14 protein-coding genes, 1 tRNA gene and 1 pseudogene are annotated in these 17,469 nt (G+C 66.6%); 5 read left to right on the top strand and 11 right to left on the bottom strand.

Annotated elements, in window-relative coordinates:
- Window positions 1-401 precede the first annotated feature (401 nt).
- The 5 genes and pseudogenes from FHT09_RS00490 to dtd all read right to left on the bottom strand — a co-directional run bounded on the left by FHT09_RS00490 (window position 402) and on the right by dtd (window position 4,834).
- Window positions 402-1,478 (bottom strand): site-specific integrase, encoded by a 1,077-nt coding sequence (locus FHT09_RS00490; RefSeq protein ID WP_104607170.1) that lies wholly within the window; start codon window positions 1,476-1,478, stop codon window positions 402-404.
- An 85-nt stretch (window positions 1,479-1,563) separates the two neighbouring features.
- Window positions 1,564-1,639: transfer RNA gene (locus FHT09_RS00485), tRNA-Ile, on the bottom strand.
- A gap of 273 nt (window positions 1,640-1,912) precedes the next feature.
- Window positions 1,913-2,235, bottom strand: a pseudogene (locus FHT09_RS00480) (DUF6566 family protein).
- A 177-nt stretch (window positions 2,236-2,412) separates the two neighbouring features.
- Window positions 2,413-4,287 (bottom strand): RNA polymerase sigma factor RpoD, encoded by a 1,875-nt coding sequence (rpoD, locus tag FHT09_RS00475; protein WP_104536451.1) that lies wholly within the window; start codon window positions 4,285-4,287, stop codon window positions 2,413-2,415.
- A 106-nt stretch (window positions 4,288-4,393) separates the two neighbouring features.
- A complete protein-coding gene (gene dtd / locus FHT09_RS00470; RefSeq protein WP_104536452.1) occupies window positions 4,394-4,834 on the bottom strand; it encodes a D-aminoacyl-tRNA deacylase in 441 nt (146 codons plus the stop codon).
- Between dtd and FHT09_RS00465 the strand changes: the two genes are divergently transcribed.
- Window positions 4,833-5,849 (top strand): lauroyl acyltransferase, encoded by a 1,017-nt coding sequence (locus FHT09_RS00465; protein WP_181141434.1) that lies wholly within the window; start codon window positions 4,833-4,835, stop codon window positions 5,847-5,849. The genes dtd and FHT09_RS00465 overlap by 2 nt on opposite strands.
- A gap of 54 nt (window positions 5,850-5,903) precedes the next feature.
- Here FHT09_RS00465 and FHT09_RS00460 read toward each other — a convergent pair whose 3' ends face one another.
- Window positions 5,904-6,425, bottom strand: a complete 522-nt coding sequence (locus FHT09_RS00460; RefSeq protein ID WP_104536454.1) for a GNAT family N-acetyltransferase — start codon at window positions 6,423-6,425, stop codon at window positions 5,904-5,906.
- Window positions 6,426-6,669: 244 nt separating this feature from the next.
- Here FHT09_RS00460 and ribA point away from each other — a divergent pair, with 244 nt between their 5' ends.
- The 3 genes from ribA to FHT09_RS00445 all read left to right on the top strand — a co-directional run bounded on the left by ribA (window position 6,670) and on the right by FHT09_RS00445 (window position 9,920).
- Complete coding sequence (gene ribA, locus FHT09_RS00455) at window positions 6,670-7,803, top strand: GTP cyclohydrolase II RibA (RefSeq protein ID WP_104536455.1); 1,134 nt, start codon at window positions 6,670-6,672, stop codon at window positions 7,801-7,803.
- Window positions 7,804-7,941: 138 nt separating this feature from the next.
- Complete coding sequence (locus FHT09_RS00450; RefSeq protein WP_104607183.1) at window positions 7,942-8,418, top strand: PH domain-containing protein; 477 nt, start codon at window positions 7,942-7,944, stop codon at window positions 8,416-8,418.
- Window positions 8,415-9,920: a PH domain-containing protein gene (locus FHT09_RS00445; protein ID WP_104607166.1), complete on the top strand. Its 1,506-nt coding sequence runs from the start codon at window positions 8,415-8,417 to the stop codon at window positions 9,918-9,920. The genes FHT09_RS00450 and FHT09_RS00445 overlap by 4 nt, the downstream gene beginning before the upstream one ends.
- Before the next feature lie 83 nt (window positions 9,921-10,003).
- Here the strand turns inward: FHT09_RS00445 and FHT09_RS00440 are convergent, their stop codons facing one another.
- The gene (locus tag FHT09_RS00440) at window positions 10,004-11,062 is read right to left on the bottom strand and encodes a CDP-glycerol glycerophosphotransferase family protein (RefSeq protein WP_104607165.1); all 1,059 of its coding nucleotides are present in this window, start codon (window positions 11,060-11,062) and stop codon (window positions 10,004-10,006) included.
- Between FHT09_RS00440 and FHT09_RS00435 the strand changes: the two genes are divergently transcribed.
- Window positions 11,063-11,887: a glycosyltransferase family 2 protein gene (locus tag FHT09_RS00435; protein ID WP_104607164.1), complete on the top strand. Its 825-nt coding sequence runs from the start codon at window positions 11,063-11,065 to the stop codon at window positions 11,885-11,887.
- A gap of 122 nt (window positions 11,888-12,009) precedes the next feature.
- Here FHT09_RS00435 and FHT09_RS00430 read toward each other — a convergent pair whose 3' ends face one another.
- The 4 genes from FHT09_RS00430 to fmt form a co-directional block, all read right to left on the bottom strand.
- Window positions 12,010-13,287, bottom strand: coding sequence for an O-antigen ligase (locus FHT09_RS00430; RefSeq protein ID WP_104607163.1), 1,278 nt, complete (start codon window positions 13,285-13,287; stop codon window positions 12,010-12,012).
- Between the two features lie 153 nt (window positions 13,288-13,440).
- The gene (locus FHT09_RS00425) at window positions 13,441-15,162 is read right to left on the bottom strand and encodes a glycosyltransferase family 39 protein (RefSeq protein ID WP_104607162.1); all 1,722 of its coding nucleotides are present in this window, start codon (window positions 15,160-15,162) and stop codon (window positions 13,441-13,443) included.
- A gap of 48 nt (window positions 15,163-15,210) precedes the next feature.
- Window positions 15,211-16,521: a 16S rRNA (cytosine(967)-C(5))-methyltransferase RsmB gene (rsmB, locus tag FHT09_RS00420; RefSeq protein WP_104607161.1), complete on the bottom strand. Its 1,311-nt coding sequence runs from the start codon at window positions 16,519-16,521 to the stop codon at window positions 15,211-15,213.
- Window positions 16,521-17,444 carry a methionyl-tRNA formyltransferase gene (fmt, locus tag FHT09_RS00415; RefSeq protein WP_104607160.1) on the bottom strand — a complete coding sequence of 308 codons (924 nt, stop codon included), beginning with the start codon at window positions 17,442-17,444 and terminating at the stop codon, window positions 16,521-16,523. Before fmt ends, rsmB begins: the two co-directional genes overlap by 1 nt.
- Between the last annotated feature and the right edge of the window lie 25 nt (window positions 17,445-17,469).

The following is a 17,469-nucleotide window of genomic DNA, read 5'->3' as shown; positions in this document are numbered from 1 at the left end:
CGTCAACCAGCTTCATAAGCGGCCCATACTTCTGCAGCAGATATTCTTCAGTTGTCATAGGAGTGCATGGACCTACGGTTGATTTCTGTAGATGCTCATCCTCATGACTTCAAATCCTTTGGTCAAACATGCACTGAAATTTCTAAAATACCAAGATGCTATATATTGGTTTTTTTTGCAGACACTGCCTGATCCGCTGACAACCTAATTTCGGCTAAAAATAAGCCCGATAACAATGGAAAACAGAAATGCAACAAATTTTATTTCTGTCTGTGCACACCCTTAATGAAAGCCAAATTGACATAATTTGGTCGTGCTCCCATGAGTGTATTTGGGAGAACACAGCGCGTTTTGAGCAAAGTTATCAAACGGCAGGAGATACCTCCCTATCCACTTATCAGTTAGGCAACCCCTCTTCCGATTCGGTCCAACTTTGATACAAGATCCTCAGCCCGCAGGTGTGTGTATCGCCGCAACATTTGCATGGATTTGTGACCACTGATCGCAGCAACTTCCTGGTCTGAAAGGCCTGCTTCAACAAGTCGACTGATTGCCTCATGCCGTAGATCATGAAAATGTAGATCCGCCATTCCGGAGTCGCGCTTGAGCTTCATCCAAGCTGGATTAAATTGGTAAGAGCGACGTTTACCGTCTCGCCCAGGCTCGCCATAGAACAGCAGATCGGTGTCGATAGGACGTACAGGGTTGGCCAACGCAACTCGCAACACTCGCACAGCCTCCTGGGTCAAGGGGACAGTCCGCGAACTTCCATTCTTTGTCTGCTGAAGACGGGCCACGCGGCGCACCAAGTCAACCTGGCTGCGTCGCAGGCCCACCAGTTCGGAAGCGCGCATTCCCGTTTCCAAGGCTAAGCGTACGATCCAACCGAGCATCGGATTTGAGTGGCCATCTACTGCGCGAAGCAGGCGCTGCTCCTCGTGCGGAATCAAGCGGCGATCTCGCCCTGGGCCAGGTGGCGGGCGCCGAATGCCTAGCACCGGGCTGTGGATGAGCCCTAGGCCCCATTCCTTCAATGCCACCGTAAACATGTGCCCAAGCAACGCGAGTTCCAAGCGCACTGTGTTGTTACTGCGCGGCCGGCGTTGCCCCTGCGCATCCAGGTCTCCGGCCAAGCGCTCGTCGCGGAAGCGAGCAACGATCTCTGCGGTCACCGCCGCCAATGAATAACGGCCAAGATGTTTGATCAGAACTTCGGCACGGCGCACTTCACTGATCTGCGTGACAGGCCGCTTGCCTGGCGTGACTTCGGCCAGGTATCGCCGCATCGCAGCTTCAACGGTAGTGCGCTCGGAGCCGGCGCGGCGGATGTACACACCGCGCACCATCTCATCCTCGGCGCGCCTAGCCCAGTCCTCGGCATCACGCTTGGTGCGGAATGTCTTGATCGCAGGAGGCCATCCAGTCTTACGGATGACGGCCTTCCAAGAACCTGCGGGGGTTTTTACGAGTGTTGCCATAGGTCTCTACTTCCCGGACTGTACCGAAAATGTACCTTTGGCCTCTCTCTTAAGATGAGACGCGTCAGCAAATCATTGATTTTACTGGTGGGCCCACCAGGATTCGAACCTGGAACCAAAGGATTATGAGTCCTCTGCTCTAACCGTTGAGCTATAGGCCCGGCGGGGTGGGTGGCGAGATGCGGGGCATGTCGGACCGTCCAGCTGACGCGAAAGTTTACCTGCCTGCGCGCGTCGCTGTCTGCTGACATCAGGCATCGAGGAGGAGAAGCGCCCGCATACACGTGCCCGCGCATGCCACACAAAAAAGCCCGGCCTGAGCCGGGCTTCTGAATTTGTACGCGTTCCATGCGTCCTGCGCACCACGCGCGGTGGACGATCCGGAGCCACAAGTACCTCGGCAATCCCAAATCTCCACTCCCCAATCCCGGCTGCTAAGCCATCTCAAGCTGCGCATCGACCAACTGCCGGCCTGCGCGGAATCCCTGCGCGATGGCTTCTTGGTAGGTCTCCCAGCCCGGTTCCCGGCCACCGATGCGTGGCTGGCGTTTACCGCCCAGCGCATACACGTCGACCCACAGCGTCCACCTGGCGCCCGGGGATGCCTGTTCGGCGCGTACGCGAATCTCGTGCTCGCGGTACGTGGTGGTTTCAAAGCGGCTTTGCCTGCTCATACGACGGCCTCGTTCCATTCGTCCATCAACTTAGAAGCCACGGCTAGAACGTCACGTGAGCCAGCAAGAAACCTCGGCCGCATGTTGCGCCGCTGTCCGGCTTCGTCGCCAAGGCGTGAATGTCGCCTGCGCCATCCCCGGCGCATCCGTGTTCCGGCGACGTCCACCCGGCCAAGCATAGCCTGCGGCATGCCCCACAATGCAACAGCCCCGCATGTGCGGGGCTGTTGCGTGATCACTGCACCGAGACGGCTACCGGATCAGTCGATGTCCAGGAACGAGCGCAGCTGTTCCGAACGGCTCGGGTGACGCAGCTTGCGCAACGCCTTGGCCTCTATCTGACGAATCCGCTCGCGGGTGACGTCGAACTGCTTGCCGACTTCTTCCAGGGTGTGATCGGTATTCATGTCGATACCGAAGCGCATCCGCAGCACCTTGGCCTCGCGCGGGGTCAGCCCTGCCAACACGTCCCGCACCGTCTCGGAGAGGTTGATGTTGGTGGTGTTGTCGATCGGGGACTCCACGTTGGTGTCCTCGATGAAGTCGCCCAGATGCGAATCCTCGTCGTCGCCGATCGGGGTTTCCATCGAGATCGGCTCCTTGGCGATCTTCATCACCTTGCGGATCTTGTCCTCGGGCATGTCCATTTCCTTGGCCAGCTCTTCCGGCGTGGCCTCGCGGCCGAACTGCTGGAGCATCTGGCGGGAAATGCGGTTCAACTTGTTGATCGTTTCGATCATGTGCACCGGAATACGGATGGTGCGCGCCTGATCGGCGATCGAACGGGTGATGGCCTGACGGATCCACCAGGTTGCATACGTGGAGAACTTGTAACCGCGACGGTATTCGAACTTGTCCACGGCCTTCATCAGGCCGATGTTGCCTTCCTGGATCAGGTCGAGGAACTGCAGGCCGCGGTTGGTGTACTTCTTGGCGATGGAGATGACCAGGCGCAGGTTGGCCTCGACCATTTCCTTCTTGGCCTTGCGTGCCTTGGCTTCGCCATAGGCCATCGCGCGGCTGATCTCCTTGATCTCGCCCAGGGTCAGGTAGTTGGCCTTCTCCATCTCGATCGAGCCCTGCTGCTCGGAGACGATCTGGTCCTTGACGTCGCGCAGCGCCGACGACCACTTCTGCTTGCGCTTGAGTGCGTCTTCCACCCATTCCAGGTTGGTCTGGTTGCCTTCCCAGGAGCGGATGAAATCCTTGCGCGGCATGCGCGCCACGGTGGTGGCCAGGTGCAGCACCTTGCGCTCGTGATCCTTGATGCCGTTGACCACGCCACGCAGCTGGGTGACCAGTGCATCGGTCAGCGGCAGCGGCAGCTTGAGCGTGGTGAAGATGGCGGCCATGTCCTCGCGCGCCTTGACCACCAATTTGTGCTCGGCGCCGTTCTTGGCATACACCTTCTTGAACTTGGCGTATTCGTTGGCCAGGTTCTCCATGCGTGTGGCCACTTCCACCGGGTCAGGACCGGTCGGGCCGGCCTCTTCTTCGGCAGCGTCGTCATCGCCGTCTTCGTCGTCGTCTTCATCGGCCGCATCCTCGTCGACGGCGACGGGACCGGCGGCGGCCAGCGCGGCAGCGGCGGCATCGGCTTCTTCGATCAGGTCGTTGAAGCCGACCACGATCTCGGCCAGACGCTTCTTGCCTTCCTTGTGCGCTTCGTAATCGGCCAGCAGCATTTCGGTCGACAGCGGGAACACGCCCAGTGCTGCCTGGACCTGGCTCAGGCCCTCTTCGATACGCTTGGCGATGGCGATTTCGCCTTCGCGGGTCAGCAGCTCGACCGTGCCCATTTCGCGCATGTACATGCGCACCGGGTCGGTGGTGCGGCCGCCTTCGGTGTCGAGCGCGGTCAGCGCGGCGGCAGCTTCTTCGGCTGCGGTGTCGTCAACCTCGCGGTTGCCGGTGTTGCCATCGTTGAGCAACAGGGTTTCAGCATCGGGCGCAACTTCATGGACATCGATGCCCATGCCGTTGATCATGCTGATGATGTCTTCGATCTGCTCCGGGTCGACCAAGTCGTCGGGCAGGTGGTCATTGACTTCGGCGTAGGTCAGATAGCCCTGTTCCAGGCCCTTGCTGATCAGTAGCTTGATGTCGGATTGCTGGGCAGGACGTTCGTTGGCCATGAGTGCTCGCGCCACCGGCTTTGAGATTGGAAAGAGAACCTAGCATTATACCAGCGTGAAGCCCGGTCTGCCGGATTCAAGACAGGACCGCTGGTAGACGTGATATCTAGGGTCTGAGAAGAAAGGTCACCGGGCCATCGTTGACCAGGTCGACAACCATATGGGCACCAAAGCGCCCGGTTTCCACCCCGCCCAGATGTTTTTCGCGGCAGATCGCCACCAATTGATTGAACGCCCGTTCAGCCTCCAACGGCGGCGCCGCGGTGCTGAAGCCGGGGCGATTGCCGGAACTGGTGTCCGCGGCCAGGGTGAACTGGCTGACCAGCAGCAGGCCGCCGCCGGTGTCGGTGAGTGAGCGGTTCATCTTGCCGGCGTCGTCGGCGAACACGCGGTAGCTAAGCAGGCGCTCGGCCAGGCGCCGGATCTGCGCATCGGTGTCGCCGGGCTCGACCCCGACCAGGGCCAGCAGCCCGGGACCGATCTGCCCGACGGTCTGCGCATCGACCGTGACTGCGGCGCGGGTGACACGTTGGATCAGCGCAAGCATGGGCACTCTCTGGCAGCAAACTGTGCCGCGCAGCATGCCCAGCGCTGTTCGCACTGTCACGCGCGGGTCTTGGCCGGCCGCGCTGTTTAGAATTGCGCGGATGAAACCCGATGTTCGCGCTCGCCTGCTCTACACCATTGCCGCCACCGTGGGCCGCATGCCGTGGCCGCTGCTCAAACGTGTGGCCGACGCGCTGGCCTGGAGCTGGCGCAAGCTCAATGCGCGCGAAGCCCGCGTGGCACGCCGCAACTTGGAACTGGCGTACCCAGAACTGGATGCCGGCCGGCGCGCGCAGCTGCATGCACAGGTGCTGCGGTCGACCGCGCAGCAGACGCTGGAAGTGCTGCGCACCTGGACCCGCCCACCGGCCGAGAACCTGGCGCGGCTGCAACGCAATGGCCAGGCGCTCTACGACGCAGCGCTGGCTTCCGGGCGTGGCGTGATCGTGGCCGCACCGCACTTCGGCAACTGGGAGCTGCTCAACCAGTGGCTGTCCGAACGCGGGCCGATCGCCATCGTGTATCGCCCGCCCGAATCGGACGCGGTGGACGGCTTCCTGCAACTGGCACGCGGCGGCGACAATGTGCGTCAAGTGCGTGCCGAAGGCCCGGCCGTGCGGCAGTTGTTCAAGGTGCTCAAGGACGGTGGTGCGGTCGGCATCCTGCCCGACCAGCAGCCGAAAATGGGCGATGGCGTGTTTGCGCCATTTTTCGGCATCCCCGCCTTGACCATGACCCTGGTCAACCGACTTGCCGAGCGCACCGGCGCGATCGTGCTGTATGGCTGGTGCGAACGTGCCGGTGGCGACCTGCAATTTGCGTTGCATGTGCAGCCGGCCGACCCGGCAGTGGCCGACGCCGACCCGGTGCGCGCCGCCAGCGCGCTCAACGCGGGCATCGAACAGATCGCCCGGCGCGACCCGGCGCAATACCAATGGACCTACAAACGCTACACGCTGCGCCCACCGGGCAGCGGCGAGCCCAATCCGTATGCGACCGAGCGGCATCCGCACTGAGGCCGGTTGGCTGAAGACCGATCCGCTAGCGCACAGCGCGGCAACGGCAACGGCTCAATCGTCGTGCGGATCGGCCGGCGTGGCGAGGATGCGCTGATAGAACGCCAGGTCCAGCCAACGGCCGAACTTGAAACCGGCCTCGCGCACGGTGCCGGCATGGGTGAAGCCGAATTGTTCGTGCAGGGCGATGCTGGCCTGATTGCTGGCATCGATACCGCCGACCAGCACATGCACGCCGCGCTGTTCCGCCGCCGCGATCACGCCCTGCAACAGCAGGCGTCCAAGCCCCTTGCCGCGATGGTCGCGGTGCACGTAGATCGAATGCTCCACGCTGTACTTGAACGCCGGCCAGGCGCGGAAGGTGCCGTAGCTGGCGAACCCCATCAGGCTGCCGTCGGCAGCTTCCACCCCGATCACCGGAAAGCCGCCCGCACGCTTGGTCGCAAACCAGCCGACCATGCTCTCCGGTGGCCGCGGCCTGTAGTCGTACAACGCGGTCGAGTTGGCGATGGCGTCGTTGAAGATCTCCAGGATGGCGCTGGCGTGGCGGTCTTCGCTGCAGTCGATGAGAGACATGGGGTCCGATGCGGGCAGAGGGTCTTGGGATTAAAAGGCATTGCCGGGCGATGAACAACGCAGCCGGCCTGCAATCCACCCGCGCCCGCCGCGCAACTCCAATTGCGGGCGCTGGATGCAGCGTTCCACCCGGCCGTGGCGACCGGCAATTGCGAACCACGCGACAATGGCCGCGCGCGGCAGGCAACGGCCGCGGCAGCGTCCGCCTTGAAGCGGCCGTGGCAGTCCCCATCTGGAGTCGTGCATGAGCAGCCCCGTCCCCTCCCCCAGCGCACAGGCCTTCGGTGATCCGGCGGCGATCCGTTGCGAGCGCGCCGCCTCCGAACTGCGCGCCGGCCGCCCGGTGCTGCTGACGGCGGCCAACGGGCAGGCGCGCGCGGTGCTGGCGCTGGACAGCAGCACCGCGCAGTCCTACGCGGCCTTCGCGCGTGCGGCGCAGGGGCGGCACTATCTGTTCGTCACCCCGACCCGCGCCCAGGTGCTGGGCCTGAGCGCGCCGCAGGGCGCACGCGTGGCGCTGGTCGAACACGACTACGACCAGCTCGCTGCCCTGGCCTACCTGCGCGATACCCCGGTACCGACGCAGTGGACCGCGGGCGATGCGCTGGACGCAGGCGCGGTGGAAATCGCGCGGCTGGGGCTGCTGCTGCCGGCGATGCTGGCCGTGGAGCTGCACGATGCAGATGACCACGCCGCCTTTGCCGGTTGCCAGTCGCTGACACTGGACGATCTGGGCAGCGGCTGCGCCAAATCCGCCGCGGCCGGCTACGAGCTGGTCACCCGCACGCCGGTGCCGTTGCGCGGGCTGGGGATGAGTGAGTTCGTGGTGTTTCGCGGCGGGGTGGCACAGCGTGACCAAGTGGCGATCGTGGTCGGCCAGCCCGACCTGTCGGCGGCAGTGCCGGTGCGCGTGCATTCCTCCTGCCTCACCGGCGATCTGTTCGGTTCGCTCAAATGCGATTGCGGCGACCAGCTGCGGCATGGCCTGGCCAAGCTGAAGGAGCTCGGCGGCGGCGTGCTGCTGTATCTGGACCAGGAAGGCCGCGGCACCGGCATCGCCGCCAAGATGCGCGCGTACGGCTACCAGCATGCCGGCCTGGACACCATCGATGCCGACGCGCAACTGGGCTTCGGCCCGGACGAGCGCCGCTACGGCAGTGCGGTGGCGATGCTGCGTGGTCTTGGCATCGGCCGGATCCGGCTGCTGACCAACAACCCCGCCAAGGCCGAACGCCTGCGTGCGGCCGGCATCGCGGTCGAAGACCGCATCCCGGTGACCGGCGACATCACCCCGGAGAACGAGCAGTACCTGCGCACCAAGGCCGCGCGTGCCGGGCATGCGCTGGATGTGGACGCGCTGATTCTGGCCGCGCAGTAAGCCCCGCTGCGCCGGATGCGCCTGCCCGCGGCGCCCGGCTATGCTTGCGCACCGCTCCTGCAGGCCAGCCTTGTGCACGACGCTCCACCGCCGCACCCCGAGGTCATCGTCGCTGCCGCGCCGGCACAGGTTCCGGCGGTGGACCACACGCAGTGGCAACCGCTGCCGCAGCGCGGGGCGTATGTGGCCGGCGTCAACGGCGCGCTGGGCGGCGGATGTGCCGGGCTGATCGCAGCCGGCGTGACCGTCACCGTGCTGCACGCCTGGCATGACTGGCCGGTGGTGCTGGGCGTGACCGTGGTGGCCGCGCTGCTGGGTGCGTGGTTCGGGGTCAAGCGGCATCGGCTCACCCACTGGAAACTCGACCAGCACGGCCTAGCGCTGCAACGCGGGCATCTGTGGCAGAGCGACACGCGCATTCCGATTTCGCGCGTGCAGCACGTGGACCTGCGCCGCGGCCCGATCGAACGCGCCACCCGGCTGACCACGCTGGTGGTGCATACCGCCGGCAGCCGGCTCAACGCGGTGGCCTTGTCCGGCCTGGATCAGGGCGATGCCGAACGCCTGCGCGACCGCCTCGCCCGCCAGCTCGATCACGACGACGACGCGCTGTGAGCGCCATCGAACACCACCACCAGGACGAGCAGCGCCTGCATCCGCTGTCGTGGGTGTTCGTGTTGTTGCAGCAGATCCGCCAGTTCCTGATTCCGCTGGCGGCCTTGGTGCTGTTCGGCAGCCGCGATGGCAGCCGCGACTCGGCCGACCACATCGCCACCGGCGTGGTGATGGCGGTGCTGGTGGCGATCTCGGTGCTGCGCTATTTCACCTACCGCTACCGCATCGGCACCGATGGCGTGGCGATCCGCAGCGGGCTGCTGGAACGCAGCCGACGCGATATTCCGTTCGCGCGCATCCACAACGTGGTGGTGCATCAATCGCTGCTGCACCGGCTGGCCGGCGTGGCCGAGGTGCGCCTGGAATCGGCCGGCGGCCACAAGCCCGAAGCGGAAATGCGCGTGCTGCGGCTGGACCAGGCATTGGCGCTGGAAGACCTGATCCGTCGCCGCGCGCATGACGCCGATGCCAGCACGCCGCAGGTCGTCAACGACAGCACCACCCTCCTGCGTTTGCCGCTGGCCGAAGTGATCCGGCTGGGGCTGATCTCCAATCGCGGCATGGTGGTGGTGGCGGCCAGCTTCGGCGTGATCTACCAGATGATTCCGCGCCGCACGGTGTCCAACTTCGTCGAGCACAACGGCGAGCTGGCGTACCGCTACGTCAGCCAGATCCATCCGGGGGCGGCGGTCACCGCCGCGTTGGTGGTGCTCGGTGCGCTGGCCGTATTGGTCGCGATGCGTGCGCTGTCGGTGGCACTGGCGCTGGCGCAGCACCACGGCTTTCATCTCAGCCAGTCCGAGCGCCGCCTCACCGTGGAGCGCGGCCTACTGACGCGGATCCGCAGCAGTGTGGCGCTGCGGCGCATCCAGTCGTGGACGCTGTACGAAAGCCGCCTGCATCGCCTGTTCGGCCGTCGCCAGTTGCGGGTGGAGACCGCAGTGGCCGGCACCGCCGACAGCGAAGGCAGCGCGTTGAAGGAGCTGGCGCCGATTGCCGAGCCGCAGCGCTGCGATGCCTTGTTGCAGCGCCTGCTGCCGGGGATTGCCTGGCCGCCGGCACAGTGGCAGGCGATCGCCACGCATTGCTGGTGGCGATTGAGTCTGCCCACGCTGTTGTTGCTGCTGCCGCTGGTGATCGGCCTGGCCTGGCAATTCGGCAACCAGGCAGCGTGGTTGCTGCTGTGGTTGCCGTGGAGTGCGTTCAAGGCGCATCGCCAGGTGCATCGCATGGGCTATGCGGTGGATGCGCGGTTTGTCGCCGTACGCGGCGGCTGGTGGAAACGCTGGTGGCGGCTGGCCGAGCTGGACAAGCTGCAGGCGCTGCAACTGCAACGCTCGCCGCTGGACCGTCTGTCCGGCACCGCGACGCTGTGGCTGGACACTGCCGGCGCCAGCGCGACCGGCCCGGGGTTGCGCCTGCGCTTTGTGCCATTGGCGCAGGCGCAGGTGCTGCAGGCGCAGTTGGGTGCCGCGTTGGCGCGGCGCAAGCTGCGTTGGTGAATCGGGAATCGGGATTGGGGGATTGGGGATTGGATCAACCGCTGATTGGCGGCGGTATCTCGTCAACGGGCGACTGGCGGCGATCAACGTTGCGCCGGGCCCCAGTATCCGAGTTCGCGGCGGATCTGCAGGCCTCGCCACACTGCGCCCAACGGCTTGCGCCGCAGTGGACCCAGCTTGCCGGCGATGAAGTCCTCGGTCGCTGCCATCACCCGCTCCGAGGACTGCCCGTCGCGATACGGGTGGATCGCATCGGCATACCTGGCGAGCGCATTGCGCAGCGCCGCATCCGGCGCCAGCGCGCGCGCCAGCTGCTGCGGCAATTGCCCGGGCTGCTGGAAGTCCAGCATATGCGGCTGCGGCACGCGGTTGCGGAAGGTCACCACCGGTTTGTGCTGCACCACGAACTCGGACACGATCGACGAGGTGTCCGACACCAGCACATCGGCCGCACGCTGCGCGGCCATGACCTGTTCGGGTTCGACAAAGCGTGCATGCGGCCCGGCCAACGCGCGATAGCGATCGAATAGTTCCGGCGCGCACTTCGGATGCAGCGTCAACAGCCAGTAATGCGCACCGCGCGCGATATCGGCGGCGATCTCGTCGTAGAGCGCGGGCGCAGCGCTCAGGCGCTCGGTAAACGTGGAGCCGAACAGGATCACCGGCCGCCCGTTGGCGGGCGCGCGCAGTGCAGCGCTGCGGCCGCCATCGTCGCGGAACACCGGGTCGAGCTTGGGCCAGCCGGTTTCTACCACCGCAAAATGCCCTTCGCGCTCGGCGAGTGCGCGAAACGGCGCCGTGGTGGCCGGGCCTTGCGTGCAATACAGATCGAACAGCCCGCGCACGCGGAAGTGCCCACGGTTGTCTTCGCGCTTTTGCACATTGAAACCATGGAACAACTGCACCTTGGCACCCGCAATGAACGGTGGCACCCAGTTGGCCGCACTGAACACCGCACGCGGGCGCAACGCCAGCGCCTCGCGCAGGCCGACCTCGCGCACGTCCGGCAACGCCAGTCCGCGCGCACCGCCCTCGAACCACGCCGCCACCGCATGGCCGCGGGCCTGTAATGCCTGCGCCAATGGCGCCAGAATAGGCAACGCGTAACGCTCCGTTGCGAACAGCAGGTATTGAGCCATCACATGTCCTCTTCGACCGCACCCGACGAACGGCCGCGCATCAGCGCCTGCATTATCGCGTTCAACGAGGCCGATCGCCTACGCGACTGCCTGCGCTCGCTGGCGTTCTGCGACGAGATCGTGGTGGTGGACTCCGGCTCCACCGACTCCACCGTGACGCTGGCCACCGCACAGGGCGCGCGCGTCCTGCAGCGCGCCTTCGATGGCTACCGCAGCCAGAAGGCGTTCTGCGTTGCGCAGGCCAGCCACGACTGGGTGCTGTGCCTGGATGCCGACGAACGCGTCAGCGATGCCTTGCGGGCGTCGATCGTTGCCGCGCGCGATGGCGGCTTTGCCGATGCGGCCGGCTATCGCTTCGCACGGCTGTCGGATTATTTCGGCCGGTTCCTGCGCCATGGCAATGCCTATCCGGATCGGGTGCTGCGGTTGTTCAATCGACGCCGCGGCGGCTGGCGCGGCAAGCGCGAGATCCACGAGGCGGCCAGTGTCGATGGTGCAGTGGTGACCCTGGCCGGCGATCTGATCCATTACCCGTACCGCTCGCTGGCGCAGCAACTGGCCAAGACCCAGCGCTACGCGCAGATGATGGCCGAGCACGAGCACGCGCGCGGCAAGCGTGCGACCTGGAGCAAGCTGGTGCTGGCGCCGGCCTGGCGCTTCTGGCGCGGCTATCTGCTGCGCGGCGGGTTTCGCGATGGCTGGCACGGGTTGATCTACGCCTACGTCCGCGCCAACTACGTGCGCCAGAAGACCATCATGCTGTGGCTGCTGCAGCACAACCAACCGGTGCAGGACCCGCCGCGTGCGGACGATCGGCGCGTCGACTGAGAGCGGCCGGCAACACCGCTGCGCTCGCCGCGACGTTGGCGCAAGACACACGCGGAGCCGGCGGTCGCAACATCCATCCCGGTGGTGGGCGCAGAGCCCGCAACCCGCTGCCGGACCGCTCGCTAGACCCTGTCGGCCACTCGCGCCGAGGCCTCCTGCGCCTGGCGCGCCGCCAGGCCCACCAGCACACCGACCAGCGCCGTGTAGAAACTGGCCGACACCTGGTGCGCAAACATCGACTGGGTCAGTCCGCACAGGGCATAGCTGGCCACGATCATCACACCGGCCGCTGCCGGTCCGCGGAACTGGCGCTCGCCGCTGCGGCGATGCAGCCGCACGAAGATCCAAAACGGCACCCCGTACACCGCAAACAGCAGCAACAGGCCCGGAACACCCTGGGTGGCGCCCCACTCGGCCAGATCGTTGTGCGCATGGCCCAGATGACAGCGCAGCAGCCAGGTGTCGCCGGCGCACACCGGCAGCTCGCGCATCGCATCGTCGAAGCGCCCGACGCCGATGCCGGTGAGCGGATGCGCGCGCAAGGTGTCCCAGGCCACATGCAGGCGCTCGATACGGGCACCGGCGGACGAGTCGCTGTCGCCGACCTCATAGCGCTGCAGGTCGCTCTGCAACTCGCCCAGGCGCATCTGCTCGGTCAATGCCGGCACGCTGAGCACCACACCCACTGCCAGCACCGCACTGCCGACAAAGGTCAGCAAGCGCATGCGAGCACTCTGCCAGGGCGCGCCCCAGATCAGCACGCCCAAGGTCATCAGCAACGACAACCACACCCCGCGACTGCCGCTGAGCACGATCACCACCACCGTGGCGATGGCCGCGCCCACCAGCCAGCGCACGTTGCCGAGCGGACGGCAGAACACCGCCACCACCAGCAGCATCAGCGCGATATCGGCAAAGACAATCGCATTGGTCCAGCCTTCCGCGCGGTCGGCACCGTTCATCACCTGCAGCATGGCGATCAACATTGCCGCGAACACGCCCGCCAGCGCGCCACGCCATAGCCAGACCTGCCGCGGCTGCAGTGCGTACGCCCACACCGCCGCCCACGGCAGCACCAGAAAGCGCGAGCGGTTGTCGACATCGCGCAGCCCGTGTTCGAACAAGGCCACCGACAACAGCGACATCGCGATCACCGCCGCCGTCAACCACCCCAACGCGCGCAGCGACCCACGGCGCGCGGCGACGCCTGCGCGCAGGCTGCGCCAACCCACCAGCGAGCCAAGCAATAGGCACAGCCCGAAGGGCAGCAACCCGCTCGGCATGCTGACCACCAGTGCGGTCAACGCGAACACGCCCAGTTCGGCAATGCCCATGCCCGCCGGTGACGCGATGGGGGCCGACGAGGAAAGCGAAGCGGGCTGGGTGGGCAAGGAATTCATTCAGACATCGGTGGCCAATGGGGGCGAAATCGGGCGACGTGCGTCAGCGACGCCGGCCAAGCTAACGATGCCCCGCATGAATCCATGCTAGACAGCGGCCGGCGGCGGCATTGACGGGCCGCCGATCGCGGCAGACACCTGCGCTGCGCCGGCTCATTCGGTGTCCAGGTTGCCCTGCTCCTGCGCTTCCACCGCCCGCTGCTCGGAGCTCGCCACGCAGCTGCCATGCACGGCATCGGCCGGCACCAGCCACCAGCGACGGCGGTTGGCCACTCCCACCATCTGGCTGCGGCTGCGGTCCACACAGGCCAGCAGCGCGGTCTCCTGCGCCATCAGCCACCGTTGGTGCGGACGTTCCGCCTGCCAGGCCACCGCACGCTGCAGCTGTTGTTCCCACGGTACCTTGAAGCCGAAGGTCTGCGCGGGGCGGTCGGCCATCAGCAGGTTCTGCTCCTTCCAGGCCACCAGCCCGAGCTGCGCGTCCGGTCCGATCCGACGCCCGGCCTCGCGCATCACCGCGCCCGCCGAGCTGGACTCGTTGAAGATCGGAGAGCAGACCAGACCGAACGCCACCCACCACGCGCCCAGCAGCGATGCGGCGGCAAGCGCGGAACGGCGCACCCGCAGCAGCAACAGACTGGCCACGCCCCACAGACCGACCGCCAGCAACAGCCAGCCGAGCGGGTCGGTGGCCTCGCTGCCGACCCCGCGGCTGTCCATGATCCTCTGCTCGAACCCCGGGTGCCCGATCAGCATCGCCGCGCCGCCCGCAGCAAAGGCCACCGTCAGCAGCAGCACGAATCCGAACAGCAGCCGCTGCACCCCGGCCCGGCGCAGCAGGCCTGCCGCCAATGGCGCCAGGGCCAGGCAGAACATCGGCAGCGCCGGCAGGATGTACACATCGCGCTTGCCGCTGGGAATGGTGAAGAACACCAGCACCAGCAGCCACCAGGCCAGCGGCAACAGATAGCGCGCATCGCGTCGCTTGAGCCGGCGCCACCAGGCCGGGATCGCCCAGGGCAGCACCAGGATGGTCGGCAGCCACATCGTGGCCATACCCTTGAAGTGGTACCAGACCGGCTGCGCGTGATCCCAGGAATTGGCGTAACGCTTAGCGGTCTGGCGCAGCAGGATGTCGTTGAGATAGACCCGGTATTCGGGCTGGCCGGCGGTCAGCGCAGTCACCATCATCGGCACGAACCACAGCAGGATCGCGACGAAGAAGAACAGCGGCCCCAGCCAGAAACGCCGATCGCGCACATGCACGCGTACGCCCGGCCACCCGCGCGCCGCCGCAATGCCGGCCGGGATCAGCATCAGCAGGGCGATGATGCCGACCCCCTTGGTGATCACGCCCAGCCCGGCGGCGAACCAGCCCAGCGTCCACCAGCGCCAGGCCGGCCCCAGCAACAGATGACGCAGCAATCCGTAATTGGCCAGGGTGATCCAGAACACCACCAGCGGATCGATCTGCGCCTTCTTGGCCTGAAAGGTGAAGTGCAGCGTGAACAGCAGCATCCACGCCGCATACGCGCCCACGCGTCGGGTCCAAAGACGCCGCCCCAGGTCGTACACGCAGGCCAGCGTGCCCAGCGCCGCCAGCAGCGACGGCAACAGGAACGCCACCCGCCAGTTGCCCAGCAGCGTGTAGAACAGCGCCTGCAGCCACATCAGCATCGGCGGCTTGTCCGAGTACAGCTCGTTGCCGCGATGCGGGAACAGCCAGTCGCCGCTCATCACCATCTGCTTGGCAACCAGTGCAAACCGTGGCTCGTCCGACGGCCAGGGGTCGCGCAGTCCCAGGCCGGCACCGATCACCAGAACGGCCGTGATGGCCAGCAGCCAGAAATCCTTGGAAGCACGAGTCTTGAGCATGACGGGCCGCAATGGGTGCACAGGTGGAGCGCCGGGGGTAGCGCGCGGTCAGGACGCTTTTAGCAAAAGCGCGTAGAAAAAACCGTCGCAGTGCTGCTCGCCGGGGAAACGCTGCCGTCCGGCACCGGCCGCATGACCGAACTGCGCACCCAGCGGCTGCGCCTGCGCATCGGCGGTGCGTTGCAGGAATGCCTGCACCTGCGCCTGGTTCTCGCGTGCAAGCAGGGAACAGGTGGTGTAGAGCAGCTGCCCGCCCGGCCGCAGCGTGCGCCAGGTGGCATCGAGCAGACGCGCCTGCAACGCGCACAAGGCGTCGATATCGTCGGCACGGCGATGCAGCAGCACGTCGGGCTGCCGGCGCACCACGCCGGTGGCCGAACATGGCGCATCCAGCAGCACCGCATCGAACGGCTGGCCGTCCCACCATGCGGCGGTATCGGCCGCGTCAGCCGCATGCAAGGTCACCTGCGCACCCGGCACGGTGCGCTGCAAGGTCTGCTGCACCCGCTCCAGCCGGCGCGCATCCACATCCAGCGCGGTGAGCTGCAGGCCAGGATGACGTTCCAGCAGATGCGCGGCCTTGCCACCGGGGGCTGCGCAGGCATCGAGCACGCGTGCAGATGGCGCCAGCGCCAGCGCATCGGCAACCTGCTGCGCAGAGCCGTCCTGCACCGAGACATCACCGTCGGCAAAGCCCGGCAACTGGCTCACCGGCACCGCGCCGTGCAGACGCACCGCATCCGGCAACACCGCATCCGTGTCCGCGCCGATGCCCAGCGCTGCCAGCCGCGCGACATAGCCGGCCGGGTCAATCCGCGAGCGCTGCACGCGCAGCCACATCGGCGCCATCTGCGCGCTTGCCACGAAGATGGTCTCGGCCTGGTCGCCCCAGTCGGCACGCAGCTGCTTGCGCAGCCAGGACGGCCAGCCCGCATCGGCGGACACCGCCGGAAATCCCTCGCGCTGGGCGCGCCGCAGGATCGCGTTGACCATGCCGGCCTGGCGCGGCCGGCCCAGCGCGCGGCACGCGTCCACCGTGGCGGACAGGGCCGCATGGGCGGGCAGCTGCAGCACGTCGAGCTGGGCGAAGCCGGCCATCAGCAGCGCTTTGAGTTCGGCATCGCGCGGCGGCAACGGACGTTCCAGCCACTGCCGCAATGCCACGTCATAGGCCGGGCGGCGGCGCAGCACTGCAAAGCAGATCGCCTCCACCAGCGCGCGGTCGCGTGGATCGTCAAGGCCGGGCAAGGTCGCGGCCAGTTCGGCCTTGAGCGAGCGGCCCTGGTCGAACACTGCCGTCAGCACCCGGGCCGCGGCCAGGCGCGAGCCGACGCCGGCAGTTGCGGTCTCTGCCGGCATCAGCGCAGCGCCGGCAGGTCGCGGCGCGCATTGAGGTAGTCGGCAGCGGTGATCGCCTTGCCGCCCTCGCGCTGCAGCACGCGCACCCGCAGCGCCCCCTGCCCGCAGGCAATGTCGATGCCCTGCTTGCCGGCAGCGAGCAGGGAGCCCGGTGCCTGCTGATGCGCCAGCTCCAGCGCCACCGCGCCATGCAGGCGCACGCGCTCGCCGGCCAGGATCGCCTCGGCCACCGGCCATGGATTGAACGCGCGTACGCGCCGCGCCAGTTCCTGCGCCGATTGGGTCCAGTCCAGCCGCGCCTGCGTCTTGTCCAGCTTGTGCGCATAGGTCACGCCCTCTGCCGGCTGCGGTTGCGCCACCGGACGGATGCCCGCACGCAGCAGGCCCAGGCCATCGGCCAGCACCTGCGCGCCCAGCGCGGCCAGGCGGTCGTGCAGCTGCCCGCCGGTTTCCTGCTCGCCGATGGCCAGCCGCTGCGACAGCAGCACCGGGCCGGTATCCAGCCCGGCTTCCATCTGCATGAGGCAGACGCCGGTTTCGGTATCACCGGCCTCGATCGCGCGCTGGATCGGCGCAGCGCCACGCCAGCGCGGCAACAACGAGGCATGCACGTTCCAGCAGCCATGGGTCGGCGCGGCCAGCACCGCCTTGGGCAGGATCAGGCCGTAGGCCACTACCACCATCAGATCGGCATCGAGCGCGCGCAGCGTGGCCAGGGCCTCGGGCGAGCGCAGCGTCTGCGGCTGCAAGACCGGGATGCCGCGCGCGATCGCCTCCAGCTTGACCGGCGACGGCGTCAACCCACGGCCACGGCCGGCAGGCCGATCCGGCTGGGTGTAGACCGCCACCACTTCATGCCGCTGTGCAGCTGCGCGCAACGAGGCGACGGCAAAATCCGGCGTACCGGCGAATACGATTCTCATAGGGCGGGGATTCGGGAGTGGGGAT

The organism is Xanthomonas sp. CFBP 8152, assembly GCF_014199025.1.
In the GTDB taxonomy this organism is placed as follows: domain Bacteria; phylum Pseudomonadota; class Gammaproteobacteria; order Xanthomonadales; family Xanthomonadaceae; genus Xanthomonas; species Xanthomonas arboricola_B.
Note: the sequence above shows the minus strand (reverse complement) of the source record. Positions and strands in the feature narration are given on the sequence as shown.

Excerpts from the sequence above, each read along its gene's own strand:
- FHT09_RS00435 (WP_104607164.1), top strand. The coding sequence starts at position 11,063 with ATGTCCTCTTCGACCGCACCCGACGAACGGCCGCGCATCAGCGCCTGC.
- FHT09_RS00465 (WP_181141434.1), top strand. The coding sequence starts at position 4,833 with ATGGGCACTCTCTGGCAGCAAACTGTGCCGCGCAGCATGCCCAGCGCT.
- fmt (WP_104607160.1), bottom strand. The coding sequence starts at position 17,444 with ATGAGAATCGTATTCGCCGGTACGCCGGATTTTGCCGTCGCCTCGTTG.
- FHT09_RS00490 (WP_104607170.1), bottom strand. The coding sequence starts at position 1,478 with ATGGCAACACTCGTAAAAACCCCCGCAGGTTCTTGGAAGGCCGTCATC.
- rpoD (WP_104536451.1), bottom strand. The coding sequence starts at position 4,287 with ATGGCCAACGAACGTCCTGCCCAGCAATCCGACATCAAGCTACTGATC.
- rsmB (WP_104607161.1), bottom strand. The coding sequence starts at position 16,521 with ATGCCGGCAGAGACCGCAACTGCCGGCGTCGGCTCGCGCCTGGCCGCG.
- FHT09_RS00460 (WP_104536454.1), bottom strand. The coding sequence starts at position 6,425 with ATGTCTCTCATCGACTGCAGCGAAGACCGCCACGCCAGCGCCATCCTG.
- FHT09_RS00430 (WP_104607163.1), bottom strand. The coding sequence starts at position 13,287 with ATGAATTCCTTGCCCACCCAGCCCGCTTCGCTTTCCTCGTCGGCCCCC.
- FHT09_RS00425 (WP_104607162.1), bottom strand. The coding sequence starts at position 15,162 with ATGCTCAAGACTCGTGCTTCCAAGGATTTCTGGCTGCTGGCCATCACG.
- dtd (WP_104536452.1), bottom strand. The coding sequence starts at position 4,834 with ATGCTTGCGCTGATCCAACGTGTCACCCGCGCCGCAGTCACGGTCGAT.
- ribA (WP_104536455.1), top strand. The coding sequence starts at position 6,670 with ATGAGCAGCCCCGTCCCCTCCCCCAGCGCACAGGCCTTCGGTGATCCG.